This window comes from Halomonas sp. N3-2A (assembly GCF_002216165.1).
GTDB lineage: Bacteria > Pseudomonadota > Gammaproteobacteria > Pseudomonadales > Halomonadaceae > Vreelandella.
In genome coordinates this window covers 4,161,528-4,180,226 of record NZ_CP022286.1, presented here as the reverse complement: position 1 = coordinate 4,180,226, position 18,699 = coordinate 4,161,528, and the positions used below count along the sequence as shown (strand labels likewise).

Here is an 18,699-nt window from a genome sequence, read left to right as displayed (position 1 = left end):
AATAATATTTAATTGGTGTTTAACATTACAGCTTACCCTTGAGCCCTGGCAGAACCTCGCAAAGATCACCCACCAAGCCGTCGTCGGCGACTTGGAGGCATGGGTTATCCTAGTACGCCGTCATTTTTCAACTGCGATAACTGCTCTGGCGAAAGACCAAGATACTCGGCGAGTACATCGTTAGTATCTTGTCCCAGCAGTGGTGCTGGTCTTCGGTACTCTACGGGCGTGTCGGAAAGGTGAATTGGGCTACCCACCATCTTGAAGTCAGGATTCAGAGAATGGGGGATATTGACCAGCATGCCACGGGCATCCACCTGGGGCTCTGCTAGTGCGTCGGCAATGTCGTTAATTAGCCCGACCGGTACCCTGGCGTTGCTGATTTTTTTTACCCACGCTTCCGCTGTATCGCGTTTAAAATGTTCTGAGAGAATCTGGGTGATCGCATCTCTGTTTCTGACCCGACTTTCATTTTTTGAAAACCGAGGATCAGCAGAAAGCTCTGGCAACCCAATTGCGCTGGACAGCGCGGCAAACTGAGAATCGTTGCCACAAGCAATAATGAAGTCCTTATCACTGGCACGAAAGGAGTTGTAAGGCACAATGTTGGCATGCGCATTACCATAGCGCCCAGGTGAAACGCCTGTGCTTAAATAGTTCTGGCTCTGGTTGCCTAATGCCGCCACCTGCACATCCAGCAGCGCCATGTCGCAATGCTGGCCGCGACCAGATTTTTCACGTGCCAGTAGCGCAGCCTGAATGGCAATAACCGAGTAAAGCCCTGTCATCACATCGGTGACAGCCACCCCCACTTTTTGCGCGCCGCCCCCCTGAACGCCATCACGCTCCCCGGTGATGCTCATGAGCCCACCCATCCCCTGGATAATGAAATCATAGCCAGGTTCCTGCGCGCGAGGCCCTGTCTGGCCAAACCCCGTAATGGAGCAGTAGATTAACCTCGGATTGAGATTGGAGAGTGATTCATAATCCAACCCATACTTCTTTAGGGAGCCCGCTTTGAAGTTCTCGACCAGCACGTCGCTCTCAGCCGCCAATGCACGAACAACTTCCTGCCCTTTTTCGGTGGTAATATCGACAGCCACCGAGCGCTTATTGCGATTGGAGGATTGGTAATACGAGGTTTCCGGAGTCTCGTTACCCTGAGTATCTTTCATGTATGGCGGGCCCCAAGCACGCGTGTCATCGCCTCGCCCTACGCGCTCTACCTTGATGACATCCGCGCCAAGATCGGCCAATACTTGGCTGCACCAGGGGCCAGCCAGTACTCGGCTTAGGTCAAGCACACGAATTCCCGTCAGTGCTCCCATGACACCCACCTCGTTTCAACTAACATAATCAACCTCAACATCACCGAACACTCGGTGCTTCATGTAACAGTGATACGCCAAGCGTTGCGCGACGCCGCAGCCACGGGCTTGGCCTATAGCGTGGATCCCCCGTTAAGGCATTGATGCGCTCAAGAATGGCAAGCAACCTCTTCGGGCCTAACGCATCTCCCCATGCCAACGGTCCATAGGGATAATTAAGTCCCAATCTAACGGCATTATCGATATCGGTAGGCGTGGCAATCCCACGCTGAGCAATATCACAGGCTAGATTAACCACTGCGGCCAGCACACGTTGAGAGACAAACCCCACGCTGTCACGAATCACGGTCACTGCGGTTCCATCAGAGGCCAATAATGCGTGAGCAGCGTCGCACATCTGCTGTAGCGTGACGGGTGTCATCATCAGTGTGCGATGCCGCTCCAGCCCCATAAATGCGTCGAGGCAGAGTGTGCGTTCAGGGTCGACACCGAAATACGCACTCGCACTCACCGCATCATCACCAAAGGGCAGTAGTAAACAGAGCGCTTCTTCCGATGGTGAATCTGTCCTTTCCACTCGTCCGCCAAGCGACACCAGCAGTGACACGACCTGCTCACGTAGGTCGATATCCTCACACCCCACCCAGAATGACGGAAAATCACTGATCGTAGGCACTGGCTGTGGCGCCAGCGCGGCGACTTTTTGTCCATCTTCATAGCGATAAAAGCCCACCCCCGTCTTGCGGCCCAGGCGATTCCCTTTCAGCATTTGCCGGGATATATAAGAAGGCCTATAACGCGGGTCGTGATAGAACTGCGTGAAAATCGACTCCATTGCAGGATGCGAAACATCGAGGCCAGTCAAATCAAAAAGTTCGAGTGGCCCCATTCGGAAACCAGCCTCCTCGCGAAGAATCCGGTCGATATCGTCAACCGGCGCCACCTGCTCTTCTAAAATCTTCAGGCCTTCCGTGCTGTAGGCACGTCCAGCATGATTGACAATAAAGCCAGGGGAGTCCTGGGCACGCACACCTGCATGTCCAAGTTGGCTTGCCAGCTCCAGCAGTGTATTAACGACAGCTTCATCGGTATTGACTCCCCCGATCACCTCGACGACCTTCATCAGCGGAACAGGATTGAAGAAGTGGAAACCAGCCATCCGACCAGGATAAGTTAGCTCCGCAGCAATAGCGGTGACCGACAGTGAAGAGGTATTGGTAGCGAGGATACAATCTCGCGAAACGATCGCTTCGAGGTCGCCAAATAAGCGTTGCTTGATTCCCAGATCCTCGATGATTGCCTCAATAACCACATCGCAATCCGCAAAAGACTTCATCGATTCGGCGATGGTAAGAAGCGACAAAGCGGCTCCAGCAGACTCCCGCGATACTTTGCCCTTGCTAACCAATTTATCGAACGTTCCTTGCAAACCATCACGTGCAGCACGGGCTGCCCCATCGCGGCTATCAAACAGCACGACCTCCAGCCCTGCCTGCGCAGCGATCTGGGCTATTCCAGCCCCCATCACTCCTGTGCCGACAATCCCCAGCCGGTTCACTTTTCTCGCCATTAGGGTTCTCCTCGGTAGCTCGGTTTGCGCTTCTCGATAAAGGCAGCAGCCCCCTCTTTCTGATCCACAGTGTCAAAAAGCAGCTGAAAAGCTTTACGTTCGAGAACCAAAGCGCTCTCTAAGGGCAGATCAGCCCCCATGAGCACCGTTTCTTTGATGTGCTCTAGCGCTAGAGCAGGCAAATGCGCGATTTCTTGTGCCAGTACTGTGGCGCGTTCCAGTGTCCGATCATCACTCACCACTTCGCTAACCAGTCCCATGGCCAACGCCTCTGCCGCTGATACCATGCAGCCGGTCATCAGCATGCGCATGGCCTGAAATTTCCCCACTGCTCGTACTAGCCGTTGTGTCCCACCTGCGCCAGGCATTAGACCCAGCTTGACCTCTGGCTGCCCAAACCGTGCCGACTCCCCCGCGATGATGATGTCGCAGTGCATGGCAAGCTCACAGCCACCTCCCAGAGCAAACCCATTAACTGCGGCGATCACTGGCTTAGGACAGCGTGCCACCGGCTCCCAGAAACGCTCATTGTGGCGTAGATGCATTTCGGTCGGAGAGGCTTCAGCAAACTCCTTTACATCAGCACCTGCAACAAACACCTGCTCGCCCCCGGTCAGTACAATGACTCTCACCTCATCCTGCCGAGTTAGAGACGAAAAAAGCTCGGCTAACTGGCACCTCACCGTTCCATTGAGAGCATTCTTGGCATGCGGCCGATCAATACGAACCACCGCCACCCCATCATCAAGCGAGGCAAGATAGACCTCGGAAGAGCTCTGTTTGTTTATCATGCAAAATTTCGCCACCAATAATGTCCGCATTACGGACAAATGTTTTGATAAGAGATAAAACTTACACAGCTTTTGGAATAACTGTCAATCTGTCGAAAAACAACCATAATAAAAATACATATTTATCAAATATTTATATTCAATACGTAATTTCTAAAACGCTCTATATTGCAACATAAAAATGTCCGCTTTGCGGACATTAAGACTGCATGATTGACATTTATCGACAGCAAGCTGCAAAATCAATCTGTCCAAAAACCTCGAACGAGGCAGAAATCGGTGAAGACAACAGACAATCAGGGCGATTTTCAGATCGTAATAGACCCGATGAATGCGGCGGGCGAGCAGGAGAAGGACCGGCAGTTTGTAACTGCGTTGGCGAGAGGGCTTGAACTACTACGCTGCTTCACTCCAAGCGAGAGTGCCCTAAGCAACCTCGATCTGGCTAGGAAGTCGGGGCTACCACGCCCCACTGTTAGTCGGCTCACGCATACTCTCGCCCGGCTGGGCTATCTGCGCCCTCTATCACGAGGGAAGTATCAATTGGATGTGGGCGTTATGGCCTTTGGCTATTCCATGCTATCCAACCTGCCGATTCGTGCGATTGCCCAACCTTTGATGGTAAATCTCGCCGACGAAGTCGGTGCGACAGTGGCCATGTCTGCCCGAGATCGCCTAGACATGGTTTATCTAGATGTGGTTCAGAGTTCTCTACGTTCCACCATCCGTCGCCAAACTGGTACGCGTCTTCCCCTTCACCAAAGCTCGGCGGGACGTGCCTATTTGGCTGCTCTACCTCCACAAGAGGCAGACACGCTAATGGACCACCTGCGGGAGTCTTATCCCGGCGACTGGCCTGTTATTCGCAAAGCACTAGAACGTGCTTTTCGAGACTACGCCGATTATGGCTACTGTTTGTCGATTGGAGAATGGCAACGAAAAGTGAATGCCGTTGCGGTGCCCCTCCATCACCCGCAGTTGGGAATTCTGTCGTTCAACTGTGGTGGCCCTGAGTTCCAGATATCACGGGAAAAGCTGGAAGAGTCTATCGGGCCCCAATTAGTCCAGTTGGTCAACGATATAAAGACCCAGATCTCGTAAAACCCACAACTCCAACGATCTACTTACCTATATTAAGAGGCACACATGATTCGTGACCAGGAAACCATGCAGCTCCTGCTCGACTCCATACGTAGCTTTGTTAAAGAAGCGTTAATTCCGCGTGAGGAAGAAATAGCTGAAAGCGATGAAATTCCCGATGACATTGCCTCACAGATGCGTGATATGGGTCTCTTTGGGCTCACTATTCCCGAAGAATATGGTGGTCTTGGTGTGACCATGGAGGAAGAAGTCAATATTGCTTTCGAGCTGGGCAGGACATCTCCCGCCTTCCGCTCCTTCATCGGTACTAACAACGGCATCGGTTCAATCGGCATCCTGCTAGACGGCACCCACGAGCAGAAAGCTAACTACTTGCCCCGATTGGCCAGCGGCGAGATTCTGAGTGCATTCTGCCTAACGGAGCCCGACTCCGGTTCTGACGCCGCCTCGCTGCGCACTACCGCTATAAAAGATGGCGACGACTACTTGATTAACGGTACCAAACGCTACATCACCAACGCCCCGCATGCCGGTATTTTTACCGTAATGGCACGCACTAATCTGGAGATCAAAGGCGCCAAGAGCATTAGCGCCTTTATCGTTGAAGCCGACACCCCCGGCATTACCATTGGTAAACGCGATAAGAAGATGGGCCAAAAAGGCGCCCACACCGCTGATGTAATCTTCGATAATGTACGCGTACCGGTCAGCGCACTGATTGGCGAACAAGAAGGCGTCGGATTTAAAACCGCCATGAAAGTTTTGGATAAGGGACGCCTGCATATTGCCGCCATTGCCGTAGGGGCCGCTGAGCGTGTTCTAGATGACTCCCTACGTTTTGCAATGGAGCGCCAACAATTTGGCAAGCCTATTGCCGAATTCCAGCTTATCCAAGGCATGCTGGCCGACTCCAAGGCCGAGATTTATGCCGCTCGCTGCATGGTTCTAGATGCCGCACGCAAGCGTGATGAGGGCCAGAACGTTAGCACCGAGGCCTCCTGCGCAAAGATGTTCGCTACCGAAATGTGCAGCAGGGTCGCCGACCGCGGTGTACAAATCCATGGCGGCGCTGGCTATATAAGCGAATACGCCGTTGAGCGGTTCTATCGCGATGTACGCCTATTCAGGCTCTATGAAGGCACCACCCAAATCCAACAGGTAATTATCTCGCGCAACATGATTCGCGACGCTCAATAGCGGGTGCTTGCTGATGACCGTAGGCCTCCTCGTTGCCGTCAGATCATTCATCCCCCTCGTCCGCTATTCTGCCCTACGCGCCTTTAACTAGAAGGATGTAACCCATGCCACAACCCTTTGCTATCGTCACCGGCGGCGCCCGCAACATCGGCCAAGCCATTGCGTTGCGCTTGCAACAAGATGGCTATCGCACCATTGTCCTCGACATTGAGGCGCCAGAGGCAGAATCATTAAAGGCCGATGCACACCTAGTCGACCTGAGTGATATTGATGCGACCCGCCAAGTGCTCGAAAAAATCGCTGACGCCCACCCGGTGACGTGTCTTGTCAATAATGTTGGCATAGTGCGTCCTGCGCTTCTCGACGATACCCGTATTGAGGACTTCGATTCTTTGATGCACCTCAACGTGCGCTCCGCGTTGGCATGTACCCAGTCTCTTCTTCCCTATATGCGGCAGCATGGCCAGGGACGTATTGTTATGAATGCCAGCCGCGTGGTGCTCGGCAAAGAGGCCCGCACCCTTTATAGCGCGACGAAAGGAGCATTACAGTCGATGGCCCGCACCTGGGCCCTAGAACTAGCCGCTGATGGCATTACGGTTAACTGTGTGGCACCAGGACCTATTGCCACGACAGCGTTCTGGGAGAACAACCCACCCGACTCAGAGCGTGCGCGCCGTATCATTGAGAACATCCCTGTCCAGCGTATGGGGCAACCTGATGATGTTGCTCAAGCAGTTAGTTTCTTCTGCGACCCACGCAGCAGTTTCATCACGGGACAAACATTATTCGTTTGCGGTGGTGTCACGGTAGGGTGAAGCAATAACTCAGCTTGCTAATCGAAAAAGTACGGCGGCCATCATCAACGAGGCCGCCAGAAATGCTCCGTTCCAGCGCAGGCCAATTTGACCCGCCGTTATACCGGTGAAGCGCGACATAATCATCATTGCCGCCGTGAACGGCGACGACACCATCGTCAATGACCACCCTACCAGCATCGCCGCCGCCAACAACGGCAATGACACCCCCTCTAGCCCTACCTGGGCGACCATGCTGGTTAAGAAGGTCACGCTGATAATGGGATTGACGCCTATCTGGGCAAGCACCACGATCAGTAAGAGCGCGAGTGCTGGCAACCAATTGCCAGCAGCGATAAGGAGTGATGCCACCCCATCCAGCTGGGCCGGATTAAGCAGCGCCACGCTGAGATATCCAAGATAAGCACCTGAACCCAGCGCGACGACCTCATTACCAATCCCACCCAGCACATCAGGCAGACGGCGGGAGAGCAAAGCAGTGGCTGACCACACGCCAGCATACCCAATATCACGGCACTGCCAAGCCAACCATACCCAGGCTCCCAGAGGCACACCGATCACGACAGCCTGAGGCAATCGCAGCGATAGCATGGTGGCAAGTGCAAAAACAAGCAGGACTAGAGCCAACAGCAGCAGGCTAAAAGCTACTAGCGGTATCAATGAAGGCCTCTCGTTCCCTGCTGTGCTGGCGCTCGGACGAGGACCAGCAATCTGATCACAAGCCCACCCCAGCAGAAATAGCGCGACTGCCGATGCCAGCACATAAGGAAAGAGCTGACCCCAGGTCAGCGGTTCCAGGTTACCCAAAACCACCGCAACACCGATACCTAACGGGGAAACCAGAGGAGCCAAGGTAAAGCCGCGCAAGGTTGCCAAGAGCATGCGTCGGCGACGCACCTCCTGCAGCCACACTCGCCCCTGTGCCGAACCGAGCGTATTAGCCTTATCGATCATCGACATGAACAAGTTCAACACGCCAAAGTTGAGCACGATACCGAATAAGGTAGACCCCAACGAGAGCATCGGATAACGCCATGTGGGAGGCTGCAACAGTAGGCTCTGTCCACAGCGACGAATGAGTCTCGACCGATAAGCTGGCAAGCGCAGCACTGCAAGTGCCGCCATGAACGCTGCCAGAAAGACAAAGCCATTAGCCGCCTCATAAAGCACTATCCAAGGAGAAGGAAGTCGCCACAGTGCAAAAAATGACACTGCAACACAGGCCAACGCAAGCATACGAGCCATCGAGCTAAAACGGGTCCAACCTAGCACTAGAAAACCTGCCAGTAGTAGTTGAGCCACGCTTGCGGCCCACGTTGCACCACTCAATAAATGCACCACAGTTAGCACTGCCACACCCGCTAGCAAACGGCTAGACCATACGTTTGCAACTGGCATCTTTATGCTGGAACTCATGGTTGGCTCCACCTCACTAGTAAAAAAAAGCCGGCACCCTACGGTGGCCGGCTCGATTTCCTTGCGCCTTAAGCCCACTTCGCGGGCTTAAGGCAAAACACCACTTAGCGTAAGGTCGACAGCATCACGCCCCCGCCCCAGGCTCACTCGCACTCTGTTTCGCTTTTTGCCGCGAGGTAATAAAACGATAAAGGGCCAGCAATATGGAGCCTAAGGTTAGAGCGATGAAGAACCAGGTGATCGGACCACGTACGAAAATCGACAGATCGTTGGAACCGATTAACAGCGAGCGACGCAGGTTATCCTCGAACATAGGCCCTAAAATGAAGCCTATTAGGAAGGGGGCAGCCGGGATACCGGTACGATTAAACACATAACCCAGAACCCCAAAAGCCAACATCAACCACACATCGAAAGTATCATTATTGACCGCATAAGCCCCATATACGCAGAACATCAACACAATCGGAAAAAGAATCGATTTAGGAATATCTGCGATCAGGGAGAAGTAACGGATTGCTGCATTCCCCACAAATAACAAGATCACGGAACTGAGCATGATACCGAGGAAAAGTGCATAGATGAGCGGCAGGTTTTCCTGAAACAGCAGTGGGCCCGGGGTCAACCCATGGACCATGAAGGCTCCCAGGATAATAGCGGTGATCACATCACCGGGAATTCCTAATGACAGCAGTGGGATCAGCGTGGCTCCAGCGACACCGTTGTTACCTGCTTCGGAAGCAGCGACCCCTTCTACTTCTCCCTTTCCAAAACGCTCTGGGTGGGGTGAACGACGCTTGGCATCACTGTACGAGATGAAAGCCGCTGCAGTTGCCCCAGTGCCTGGGATAGCGCCGATAATGACACCGATCAAACTACCTCGAACGATGCTTTTGAGGCTGCCCTTGAGCTCGCTGAAAGACACACCAGCACCACTCGCCTTGGCACGGAGGTGAGGTATCACCTTTTTGCGATAAAATTCGATAATTTCAGGTATCGCAAACAGACCGATCAATAGCGGAATGAACGAGATACTGTCCATCAAGTTGTAGTTGCCAAAGGTCAAACGCTGCGAACCAAACACTGAATCGAGCCCTACCAATGAAAGCAGGATACCCAAAAGAGCCGCAATCAGCCCTTTGATCATTGAGCCACTGGCAAGCGAGATGATAATAGTCAAAGAAAAGCAGATCAGCCAAAAGAATTCCGGCGCACCGAAGTTCAGTGCAATCTTAGCTAAATAAGCAGCAAAAAAGATCAATGCAATATTAGAAATAAAATCCGCAATCACCGACGAATAGAGCGCCATCTTAAGCGCTTTTTTCGCTTCTCCTTGCTGCGCCATCGGATAGCCATCTAGTAACGTACAGGCTGAAGCTGGCGAACCCGGCGTACGAATCAAAATAGCGGTGATTGAGCCGCCATACATACCACCCTTATAAATACCTACCAACAACAGTATGGCCGCGACCGGCTCCATAGAAAAAGTAAACGGTAGTGCCAAGGCCACCGCCATCGTGGCAGTAAGACCCGGGATAGAGCCGACAGTAACGCCAACCACCACCCCTACAGCGATTGCCACAAAGTTCTCTGTGGCTAGAAACAGCTGCAGTACTTCTGTAATGTTTTCCATAAATCACCAGACCTTAAAGGTGGCAGTGAGCTCAGAACGGCCACATCGGCAGCGGTACGTTCATAATCCCCGTAAACAGTAACGTCACGCCCGTTGGGAAAACGATAGCTAGACCGTAAACCCACCAAGTACGCACCGGGTGGGCGATAAAAAGTATCAAGGTGGCGAGGATGCCACTGATTACCGCACCTAACATCTCAAACAGGCCAGCGTAGACAACCAGAGATAATGCCATCAGCGCAAAGCGCAATAACGGACCACGCTCAAAACGACGCCCGCTATCTTCGGCATCGTCAGCAATTAGCACACCTTGAATAATCATCAGTACCGAGAACACCAGCAGCAACCAGCCCACAATGTTCGGCAACCAGCGCGGCGACATCATCGGATTCTGCATGATGGGAGGTTGACCAATGTAATTGGGAACCAGATAGAAAAGCAGCAGCAGGGAGAAGCCCAGCAGCATAACCCCGGCGACTACATCCCACGGATCCTTGATCAGCGTGCCACCGGTAGATTGAAACTTCGTCATCGGGGTACTCTCTCGACGTAAAGACGTAAAAAAGCTCTACAAGGAAACCAATTGAGGCGAGGGTCGTAACCCTCGCCTCGCCATGCTAGGTACTAGCCAATGACTTACTCTTGACGAATACCGGCTTCAGTCGCCACTTCGTCCCAGCGAGCAACTTCATCAGCGATGAAGGCTTTGAACTCATCACCAGCGATAGTGCCTTTCTCTGCACCCAACTGCTCTACAAAGCTAGTGAACTCCTCGCGCTCCATCACCTCTTGCAACGCTTTTTGCATGGCAGCTGTCGCTTCTTCGGGGAAAGAGTGATGGGCAATCAGGCCAAACCAAGCGGTAGTGACAAACTGGTCGAGGTTATACTCACCAATTTCCTTGAGGGTTGGCACATCTGGTAGGAATTCAGAACGCTCAGCTGAAGTAACCGCCAGCGCTCTCAAATCGCCGGATTGAATATGCGAGAACACAGTCGGCATGTTCTCGAAAGAGACATCGACATCACCTCCCAGTAAGGCTGGTAGGGCTGCACCACTGCCAGCAAAAGGTACTGCAGTCATATTGGTTTCAGTCAGCGTCTTAAACAGCTCACCAGACATGTGGATAGAACTACCCACACCACTGTGGCTAAAGGTCATATTCTGTTCTTTCGCTGCCTCAACAAACTCAAGCACGCTGTTGTAAGGACTATCAGCCGGCACCACCATCACGTTAGGAATATCAATCATATTCTGAATGAATACGAAGTCCTCGACTGGATCGTAAGTGAGGCCAGGATAAATAGCAGCGCCAATGGTATGCCCAGGTGACGCCATTAATATGGTGTGATCGATATCACGACCACCGCGAGCCAAACGGCCAGTAGCAACAGTAGAGCCAGCCCCTGGGCGGTTTTCTACCACCACATTGGTATCGAGTTCTTCCTGTAGCAAGTCGGCCACACGACGCGATAACACATCAGTAGTTCCACCAGGCGCATAGGGAACCACCAAGCGCACATCATCAGTGGGCCAATCCTGTGCTTGAGCAGTGGACACAGAGAGAGATAGTGCGACGGCACCACCGCAGGTAGCAGTGCAAAGAGCGTTTAGAATTTTTTTCATAGTGGACTCTTCATGGGTTAGAGTACTTATATTTTAAGTTCGCAAGACGAACAACTATTCGCATTTTTATACCCATAGGTTACTGCCATCGAACTCATACCAGAAACCCCGACTTTAGTTTATACCATGCCCAAAATGTGACTCGCTGCTCAAAAATGGCGAGACTGATGGAATCGGGTCTATCTCGTGGGGGGAGCTAAATAGGGCTTTTCAGGGCTTATCGATAGCAATATAGAGGTTAAACTCACACCCAGCATGCAGCTGTGTTTAGCGTCAGAAGTGACTGTAGGGCAGTTGCTTGGCACCTAACACGCTCAATCCGCCAAACTTACTGCACTATCAATAGCACTCGGGAAACCATGCTGACGGCATAGCTGCTTAATAGTAGTTCAGCCTTACATCGCCCAGGAAACCAATAACCTGTGTTTCGCTGAAATGCCCCTTCATGCCCCCTCCTTACTCCTAAAATCGGACTCTAAAGTGTAGCGTTATTTAGTTTTCGGGATATCTAAAACCTTAACCAAAAATTAAATATTTTATGCTGACACCCTGAAAACTACCTTTCTATAAATCATTAAAAATCTTTGCCCCTCTATTATCAATAAAAAACCCTCCAATAAAAAACGTCATATAAAACACGTAAATATTAAAAATAAGAATTATAAAATTGCTACAACGTTTTTATCCGACGAGTCTATTACCTGTGCGATTGATTTTAAAACACCAAAATTAATGACAACAGGTATCACAATGAAACCACCCCCTCTTGCGCTCTTCAGCCTTATCGGAATAAGTGCTTTTTGCAGCAATGTTCAAGCATTGGATATCAAGCTTGGTCATGTCTTGGCACCAACTCATAATTGGCATGTCTCTGCGGAAGGTTTTGCTCATGACGTACGAGAAGCTACCAATCAGCGTGTAAATTTTCAGATTTTTCCTAGCGGCCAGCTTGGCAATGAAACCCGGATGGTAGAGGGCATGCAAATTGGCAGTATGGATGCCGGAGTTATTGGATGCGGATCCTTTCAATCCTTAGAACCCAAGTTTGGAATTGTTGAGCTGCCTTACTCTTGGGAGAACCGAGAAGCAGCCTACGCAGCTTATGATGGTGAACTAGGCAGTATCCTCGAAGAACTAGCGGAAAATAAGAGTATTAAAATTCTCAGTTGGTGGGAAAATGGTTTCCGTCACGTTACCAACAACCGTGGGCCAGTTGAGTCTCCGAACGATCTAGAAGGTCTAAAAATCAGGGTCACTCCTGACAGGATGCGTCTAAATACTTTTGAAGCACTCGGTGCAAACCCCGCCCCACTTTCCTTTGGTGAACTCTACTCGGCATTACAGCAAGGCGTCTTCGACGCTCAGGAAAACCCCCTTTCCATTATTCACTCCTCTTCTTTTTACGAAGTTCAAGATTACATCTCTTTAACGGGCCATGTTTGGGCTCCTGCTTGCTTAACAATTGCTGACCTTACTTGGAACAAGATCAATGCGGATGATCAGGCAGTTATCCAATCGCTAGCAGACGAGTGGCGCGATAAGCAGCGTGCTATGACCCAAGAGGATGATAAAAACATGCTCGAAATGCTGGCTGCAGAAGGTATGCAGATAAATGAAGTCGACACGGCGGCCTTCAACGAGCGGATTCAAGGAGTATGGAACGAGTATTCCGATGTGTTCGGTGAGGAATTGATGGAGACCGTCAGACAGTACCGAACGGCTGAATGATATGACCTTTTCCAAACTTGTAATGCGTGTATCCCATCTAAGCTTGGCCGTAGCCGCCTGTGGAGCCGCCGCGTTGGCGGCCCTGGTTATCTATACGGTCTTTATGCGCTGGGTTGTGGGACAAACGCCTAATTGGGCGGAAGAGTTGCCGCGACTAGTGCTGATTTGGACAGCCCTATTGGGCTCAGTTACCTGTACCTATCAACGTTCTCACCTTAATGCCGGACTACTGCCGCTAATTGTGCGCTCTATCGGCGCCCGCCGAATCATCGGAAAGGCCACAGACATTGTGCTCCTGATAATGCTGTTGGTACTGGCGAAGGCTGGTTGGGATCTAACACTACTAACCATGAGCATGACCACAACAGCGTTAAAAATGCCTGTTGGAATCATTTATCTCTCGGTACCAGTGGGCTGCGTAGGAATGGCACTAATGCAAGTGCAGCACGTGTTGTCTTCAGGAGATTCACTATGACCGCCGGTGCACTTACTTTGCTGGGTGTTTTTGGTCTCGCTATTTTAATTAATATTCCGATTGCCTTCAGCCTAATCCTCGCCGCTCTTGTTTATCTGCTTGTGTTCGGCGCAGCCCCGATGATGGTTTCCGCGCAACAGTTCGTTGGTGGGATGGACAGTTTCACTCTATTAGCGATTCCCCTTTTCATACTGGCGGCGCAACTGATGAACAGCGCCGGCCTCACCAAACGTATCGTACATCTCTGCATGTCCCTAGTCGGTGATATTCGGGGTGGTTTAGCCGTCGTAGCGGTCATGGCCTGTATGTTATTTGGCGCCTTGTCGGGATCGGGAGTAGCAGATGTGATTGCGATCGGCAGCATGCTGTTACCTGCAATGCATAAGAATGGCTACCACAAGGGTTTTAGCAGCGCACTCGTTGGGTGTGCAAGCTCCTTCGGAACAGTGATCCCTCCTAGTATCGTCATGATTGTCTATGGCACCACGTCTAATACATCGGTGGGTAAGCTCTTCGTGGGGGGCGTAATTCCTGGCCTGTTGTTGACCCTCTCATTAATAGGTGTAGCACTTTATATTTCGCGGAAACATGGCTGGGCCGGGGTCAAGTCTTCCGACCCCGCGGAACGCCGCCGAGCGGTCATCGATGCACTGCCTGCACTCATGGTGCCGGTACTAATCATTGGTGGAATTCGCTTCGGCGTATTTACACCGACCGAAGCAGCCGCCTCGGCCATTCTCTATGCCCTTGTACTTGGTGTGGTGCTCTATCGATGCCTCTCACTACGAGACATTCTCAACTGCGTCATCGCCACAGCAGAAACGAGCGCCGCCATCTTAGTAATTATCGGCGCTGCTGGTCTCTTCGCCTGGGGGCTGACTTATGAGCAGGTACCACAAGCCATCGCTGGAACAATTGGCAACTGGACTGATAGCACGCACAGCGTTTTGCTTTTACTGACGGCGGTACTACTGGTGCTCGGAACCTTCATGGAGAGCATTGCCATTATTATCATCATCACGCCAATCGTTATGCCTCTGCTTTCCCAGTACGGTATTGATCCAGTGCATTTCGGCGTGCTGCTCACCGTCAACCTCGCTATCGGCGCCAATACTCCCCCTCTGGGTATAGATCTAATGGCGGCCTGCCGTATTTCGGGTATCAGCGTTATGGAAACGTTACGCCCACTTTCGCTAATGCTGATGTCCATGCTTGCGGTCCTAATGCTCATCACATTCGTGCCTGACATCGTGCTGTTCTTACCCAACCTAATGGAGTGACTTTCATGCTTCATAGCAAACTAACAGGCTGTCGAAGCTGGCTTTTCGTACCAGGGCATGACACCGATTGTTTGGCCGACGCGTTGGATTCTGGGGCCGATGCCATCGTTATTGATCTAGAGGAGTTCACCCCGGCAGCATCACGCCATACTGCCTGCCAAGCGTTCGCCAGCATGGCCAAAAGCTGTCGGCAAAGAGGCGTATCTCCCATGGTCCGAATCAATGCCTTAGATAAGGGAGGTCGAGAAGAGCTGAAACTGCTAATGGGAGCCTCTCCTGAGGCGGTCTTCCTGCCCAAAGTCGAGGAAGTAACACAACTGACGGCACTTTCGTCAGCACTTAGTCGCGAAGAAAAACACTGGGGTATAGCACCAGAAACCACCGTCATTATACCGACTATAGAGAGTCGCTTGGGGGTCAAGCGGATCAGCGAATTATTACACTCTAGCCCCCGCGTTTTAGCCGCTCTGCTCGGCACTGGTGATTTAGCACGTGACCTAAAGCTGTCTCCAGAAGAGCGTAGCGCCTCGCTAGCCCCCTTCCGACAGTTGTTTCTTAGGGCTTGCGATGATGCCGGCATGCTGGCAATTGACGGCCCGTGGCCAGAAAAACAAGGGTTCGAAGCAGACCAGTCTTGGTCTTATCAGTGCGGCTTTCGAGCTCGTTGTGTTGTCGATTCTCGTCAGATTAAGCCCTTACATCGGCTGTTATCTGCCCCGTCTACCTAACCATTCGTTCAAAGAGATCTTGCCCATGAGCAACGCCGTCACCCCGACACGCAACGGGGGCCAAATCCTGATTCAACAATTACGCCAGCATGGTGCTCGGCGCGTTTTTCTGGTCCCCGGCGAAAGCTATCTGCCCTGTATTGATGCACTTAATGAGCATCGTGATGCTATCGAGCCTATTGTCTGCCGCCAAGAGAGCGGTGCTGGCTACATGGCCGAGGCCTATGGCAAGCTAACCAACGAGCCTGGAATCTGTTTTGTCACCCGTGGTCCTGGCGCCACCAATGCATCAATTGCCGTCCATACGGCTTATCAAGACTCGACGCCGATGATCCTTTTCATCGGACAAGTCGGCAACGATTTCATCGAACGCGAGGCCTTTCAGGAGATCGACTATCGCCGCATGTTCGGACCAATGGCCAAATGGGTAGCTCAGATTGACGACACTGCACGGATACCTGAGTTCATCGCCAGAGCCTACTCTGTCGCGACCAGTGGCCGCCCTGGCCCAGTAGTTTTGGCCTTGCCAGAAGATACGTTGTGGGGCGAGGCCTGCGTTGCTGATGTGGAGCCTCGGCAGCGCCTACACAGTTACCCTAGCCAACAGCAATTGCGCGAGTTGCAACAGCATCTAGAGCGGGCCGAAAAGCCATTCCTATTACTGGGTGGTAGCGGATGGACCGAACAGGCTCAAATGGATATTGCTGCGTTTGCCGAGCGCTACGCTCTTCCCGTTGGCGTTGCTTGGCGACGCCTAGAGTGTTTTAACCAACACCATGAGAATTTCGTTGGTCACGTTGGTAGCGGCATGCATCAAGCTTTGCGTGAGCAGCTCAAGTCTTGCGATCTGATTATTACGCTGGGAGCACGATTAGGCGAACCTACGACAGAGGGCTACAGCTGGATCGAATCGCCCGTGCCAAGCCAGACATTAGTCCATATCTATCCCGACCCAGAAGAACTGGGGCATGTTTATCGTCCTGACCTCGCTATTAATGCCGACGTGGTTGGTTTTTCGACAAGCCTAGGAGAACTAGCTCCTGAGGTAACACCCGCATGGAAACAGGCGACGGCCACTGCTCGACGAGCCTATCTTGATACTCTTATACCTTTAGAGGCGCCTGGACGGCTTAGCCTAGATAAAGTCACCCGAACGGTAGATCGACTACTGAACGGGAAAGGCTGTATCACTGTCGGCGCTGGCAACTACGCACTTTATGCTCATCGCTATATCCAGTTTGGTGGACTTGGCAGCTCGTTAGCTCCCACGGTTGGTGCAATGGGTTACGGCCTTCCCGCAGCCATCAGCAGTAAGCTCGAGCACCCTCAACGGCCGGCCATCTGTTTTGCCGGTGACGGTTGCTTCCAGATGAATTTGCAGGAGCTCGGCGTGGCCCTGCAGTACCAACTGGGTATCGTCATACTCGTCTTCAACAATGGCATGTGGGGCACCATCCGCGCCCATCAGGAGAATGACTTTCCTGGCCGAGAGATTGCGCTGACATTCACCAACCCTAAGTTTGACGCCCTGATCAAGGCCTATGGCGGACATGGAGAGATCGTCGAGGACGACGCTTCGTTCGAAGCTGCCTTTAATCGTGCCCTAGCCTTTACTGAGCAAGAACACTTGCCCGCTTTGATTGAGCTGCGTTATGACGCTGATGGTATTGCACCAGGAGAGCGTCTAAGCGCAATCCGTGCTGCAGCTCTTGAAGGCCAAAAATATAGTAATGACACAGGAGAGCTCTGATGACTGAGTCTACTTTCTCGACACTCCGCATTGATGGACAGCGCCTATGGCACTCATTAATGAACCTTGCTGACATTGGTGCCACACCGAAGGGTGGCAATTGCCGGTTGGCGTTGACGGAAGAGGATCGACTTGGTCGTGAGCTTGTGTCTAGCTGGTTTCGAGACGCTGGCTTGACCATAGATGTCGATCAAATGGGCAATATCTTCGCTCGTCGTGCTGGAAGCCGTAATGACCTACCCCCGGTGGCCACCGGAAGTCACCTCGACACCCAGCCCACCGGTGGCCGTTTCGATGGCTGTTACGGTGTACTAGCCGGGCTGGAAGTTATGCGAGTTCTCAATGATCTCTCTATTACTACTGAAGCACCACTTGAGGTAGTGATATGGACTAACGAAGAGGGCTGCCGCTTCGTTCCAGTCATGATGGGATCTGGGGTGCATGCTGGCGTAATCCCGCTTGAGACCGCGCTAGCTGCCAAAGATCGCAATGGAGACACTGTAGCTGATTCGTTGGAACGTATCGGTTACCGCGGTGACATTCCTATGGGTAGCAAAACCTTCGGTGCCTATATCGAATCCCATATCGAGCAAGGTCCAGTACTTGAAGCGGAAGGAATAGCTGTCGGCGCGGTAACTGGCTCTCTAGGCTTGCGCTGGTTTGATGTCGTGGTCACCGGTCAAGAAGCCCATGCTGGGCCGACACCCATGCCCTATCGTCGTGATGCGCTAAAACGGGCCGCCGAGCTCATCGGCGATATCCTAGCGCTAGCCGATCCGCATCAGCCGCATGGTCGCGTCACCTGTGGGGAGTTCGACCTTTATCCAAACTCACGCAATGTCATTCCTGGGCGAGTAACCTTCAGCGTTGATATTCGCCATTTGGAGAACGAGACGCTTGAACAGATGGAGCATGCTCTCCGAGATATCTGCTCAAAGCATCATGAGCCTGGAAAAGTAACCGTAGAACTGCAGGACGTTCAGCGGGTGCCACCGACACCATTTAACAGCGACCTAGTAGATCTCATTCGCGCTAGCAGCGATGGACTTGGCATACCCTACCGCGATATCGAGACTGGGGCCGGTCACGATGCTGTCTTCGTAAGTCGTGTTGCACCTACGGCTATGATTTTCGTTCCCTGCGAAGATGGTATCAGTCACAACGAAAGCGAAAATGCTACACCGGAGGATCTTGAGGCTGGCGCCAACGTGCTGTTGCACACCATGCTGCGCAAGGCCGGTATCGCAGCATCTTAAAA

The 18,699-nt window shown here is 52.2% G+C and carries 16 protein-coding genes; 9 read left to right on the top strand and 7 right to left on the bottom strand.

What is annotated here, in order from left to right; translation table 11 throughout:
• Nucleotides 1-104: 104 nt before the first annotated feature.
• Genes CEK60_RS19525 through CEK60_RS19515 form a run of 3 tightly spaced genes read right to left on the bottom strand, consistent with a single transcriptional unit; the run spans nt 105 to nt 3,689 of the window.
• A complete protein-coding gene (locus tag CEK60_RS19525; RefSeq protein WP_089040413.1) occupies nt 105-1,328 on the bottom strand; it encodes a CaiB/BaiF CoA transferase family protein in 1,224 nt (407 codons plus the stop codon).
• Nucleotides 1,329-1,368: 40 nt separating this feature from the next.
• Complete coding sequence (locus tag CEK60_RS19520) at nt 1,369-2,898, bottom strand: 3-hydroxyacyl-CoA dehydrogenase (RefSeq protein ID WP_089040412.1); 1,530 nt, start codon at nt 2,896-2,898, stop codon at nt 1,369-1,371.
• Nucleotides 2,898-3,689, bottom strand: a complete 792-nt coding sequence (locus CEK60_RS19515; protein WP_089040411.1) for an enoyl-CoA hydratase — start codon at nt 3,687-3,689, stop codon at nt 2,898-2,900. The genes CEK60_RS19520 and CEK60_RS19515 overlap by 1 nt, the downstream gene beginning before the upstream one ends.
• A gap of 279 nt (nt 3,690-3,968) precedes the next feature.
• On the opposite strand from CEK60_RS19515, the gene CEK60_RS19510 reads away from it, so the two are divergent.
• The 3 genes from CEK60_RS19510 to CEK60_RS19500 all read left to right on the top strand — a co-directional run bounded on the left by CEK60_RS19510 (nt 3,969) and on the right by CEK60_RS19500 (nt 6,805).
• Nucleotides 3,969-4,790: an IclR family transcriptional regulator gene (locus CEK60_RS19510; protein WP_198361394.1), complete on the top strand. Its 822-nt coding sequence runs from the start codon at nt 3,969-3,971 to the stop codon at nt 4,788-4,790.
• A 45-nt stretch (nt 4,791-4,835) separates the two neighbouring features.
• Nucleotides 4,836-5,987, top strand: a complete 1,152-nt coding sequence (locus tag CEK60_RS19505; RefSeq protein ID WP_089040410.1) for an acyl-CoA dehydrogenase family protein — start codon at nt 4,836-4,838, stop codon at nt 5,985-5,987.
• 104 nt (nt 5,988-6,091) lie between these two features.
• Nucleotides 6,092-6,805 carry an SDR family NAD(P)-dependent oxidoreductase gene (locus CEK60_RS19500; RefSeq protein ID WP_089040409.1) on the top strand — a complete coding sequence of 238 codons (714 nt, stop codon included), beginning with the start codon at nt 6,092-6,094 and terminating at the stop codon, nt 6,803-6,805.
• Between the two features lie 9 nt (nt 6,806-6,814).
• Here the strand turns inward: CEK60_RS19500 and CEK60_RS19495 are convergent, their stop codons facing one another.
• The 4 genes from CEK60_RS19495 to CEK60_RS19480 all read right to left on the bottom strand — a co-directional run bounded on the left by CEK60_RS19495 (nt 6,815) and on the right by CEK60_RS19480 (nt 11,480).
• On the bottom strand, nt 6,815-8,221 hold the full coding sequence (locus CEK60_RS19495; protein WP_232471409.1) for a hypothetical protein: 1,407 nt from the start codon (nt 8,219-8,221) through the stop codon (nt 6,815-6,817).
• A gap of 124 nt (nt 8,222-8,345) precedes the next feature.
• Nucleotides 8,346-9,854 (bottom strand): tripartite tricarboxylate transporter permease, encoded by a 1,509-nt coding sequence (locus tag CEK60_RS19490; RefSeq protein WP_089040408.1) that lies wholly within the window; start codon nt 9,852-9,854, stop codon nt 8,346-8,348.
• Between the two features lie 31 nt (nt 9,855-9,885).
• The gene (locus CEK60_RS19485) at nt 9,886-10,386 is read right to left on the bottom strand and encodes a tripartite tricarboxylate transporter TctB family protein (protein ID WP_089040407.1); all 501 of its coding nucleotides are present in this window, start codon (nt 10,384-10,386) and stop codon (nt 9,886-9,888) included.
• Between the two features lie 104 nt (nt 10,387-10,490).
• The gene (locus CEK60_RS19480) at nt 10,491-11,480 is read right to left on the bottom strand and encodes a Bug family tripartite tricarboxylate transporter substrate binding protein (RefSeq protein WP_089040406.1); all 990 of its coding nucleotides are present in this window, start codon (nt 11,478-11,480) and stop codon (nt 10,491-10,493) included.
• A gap of 750 nt (nt 11,481-12,230) precedes the next feature.
• On the opposite strand from CEK60_RS19480, the gene CEK60_RS19475 reads away from it, so the two are divergent.
• The 6 genes from CEK60_RS19475 to CEK60_RS19450 are packed head-to-tail and all read left to right on the top strand — an operon-like array spanning nt 12,231 to nt 18,697.
• Nucleotides 12,231-13,208, top strand: a complete 978-nt coding sequence (locus CEK60_RS19475) for a TRAP transporter substrate-binding protein (RefSeq protein ID WP_089040405.1) — start codon at nt 12,231-12,233, stop codon at nt 13,206-13,208.
• A 1-nt stretch (nt 13,209) separates the two neighbouring features.
• Nucleotides 13,210-13,683 (top strand): TRAP transporter small permease, encoded by a 474-nt coding sequence (locus tag CEK60_RS19470; protein WP_232471408.1) that lies wholly within the window; start codon nt 13,210-13,212, stop codon nt 13,681-13,683.
• Nucleotides 13,680-14,963, top strand: a complete 1,284-nt coding sequence (locus CEK60_RS19465; protein ID WP_089040404.1) for a TRAP transporter large permease — start codon at nt 13,680-13,682, stop codon at nt 14,961-14,963. Before CEK60_RS19470 ends, CEK60_RS19465 begins: the two co-directional genes overlap by 4 nt.
• Nucleotides 14,964-14,968: 5 nt before the next feature.
• Nucleotides 14,969-15,691 carry an HpcH/HpaI aldolase/citrate lyase family protein gene (locus CEK60_RS19460; RefSeq protein WP_089040403.1) on the top strand — a complete coding sequence of 241 codons (723 nt, stop codon included), beginning with the start codon at nt 14,969-14,971 and terminating at the stop codon, nt 15,689-15,691.
• 25 nt (nt 15,692-15,716) lie between these two features.
• Nucleotides 15,717-17,441, top strand: a complete 1,725-nt coding sequence (locus CEK60_RS19455) for a thiamine pyrophosphate-binding protein (RefSeq protein WP_089040402.1) — start codon at nt 15,717-15,719, stop codon at nt 17,439-17,441.
• On the top strand, nt 17,441-18,697 hold the full coding sequence (locus CEK60_RS19450; RefSeq protein WP_089040401.1) for a Zn-dependent hydrolase: 1,257 nt from the start codon (nt 17,441-17,443) through the stop codon (nt 18,695-18,697). The genes CEK60_RS19455 and CEK60_RS19450 overlap by 1 nt, the downstream gene beginning before the upstream one ends.
• Nucleotides 18,698-18,699 lie beyond the last annotated feature (2 nt).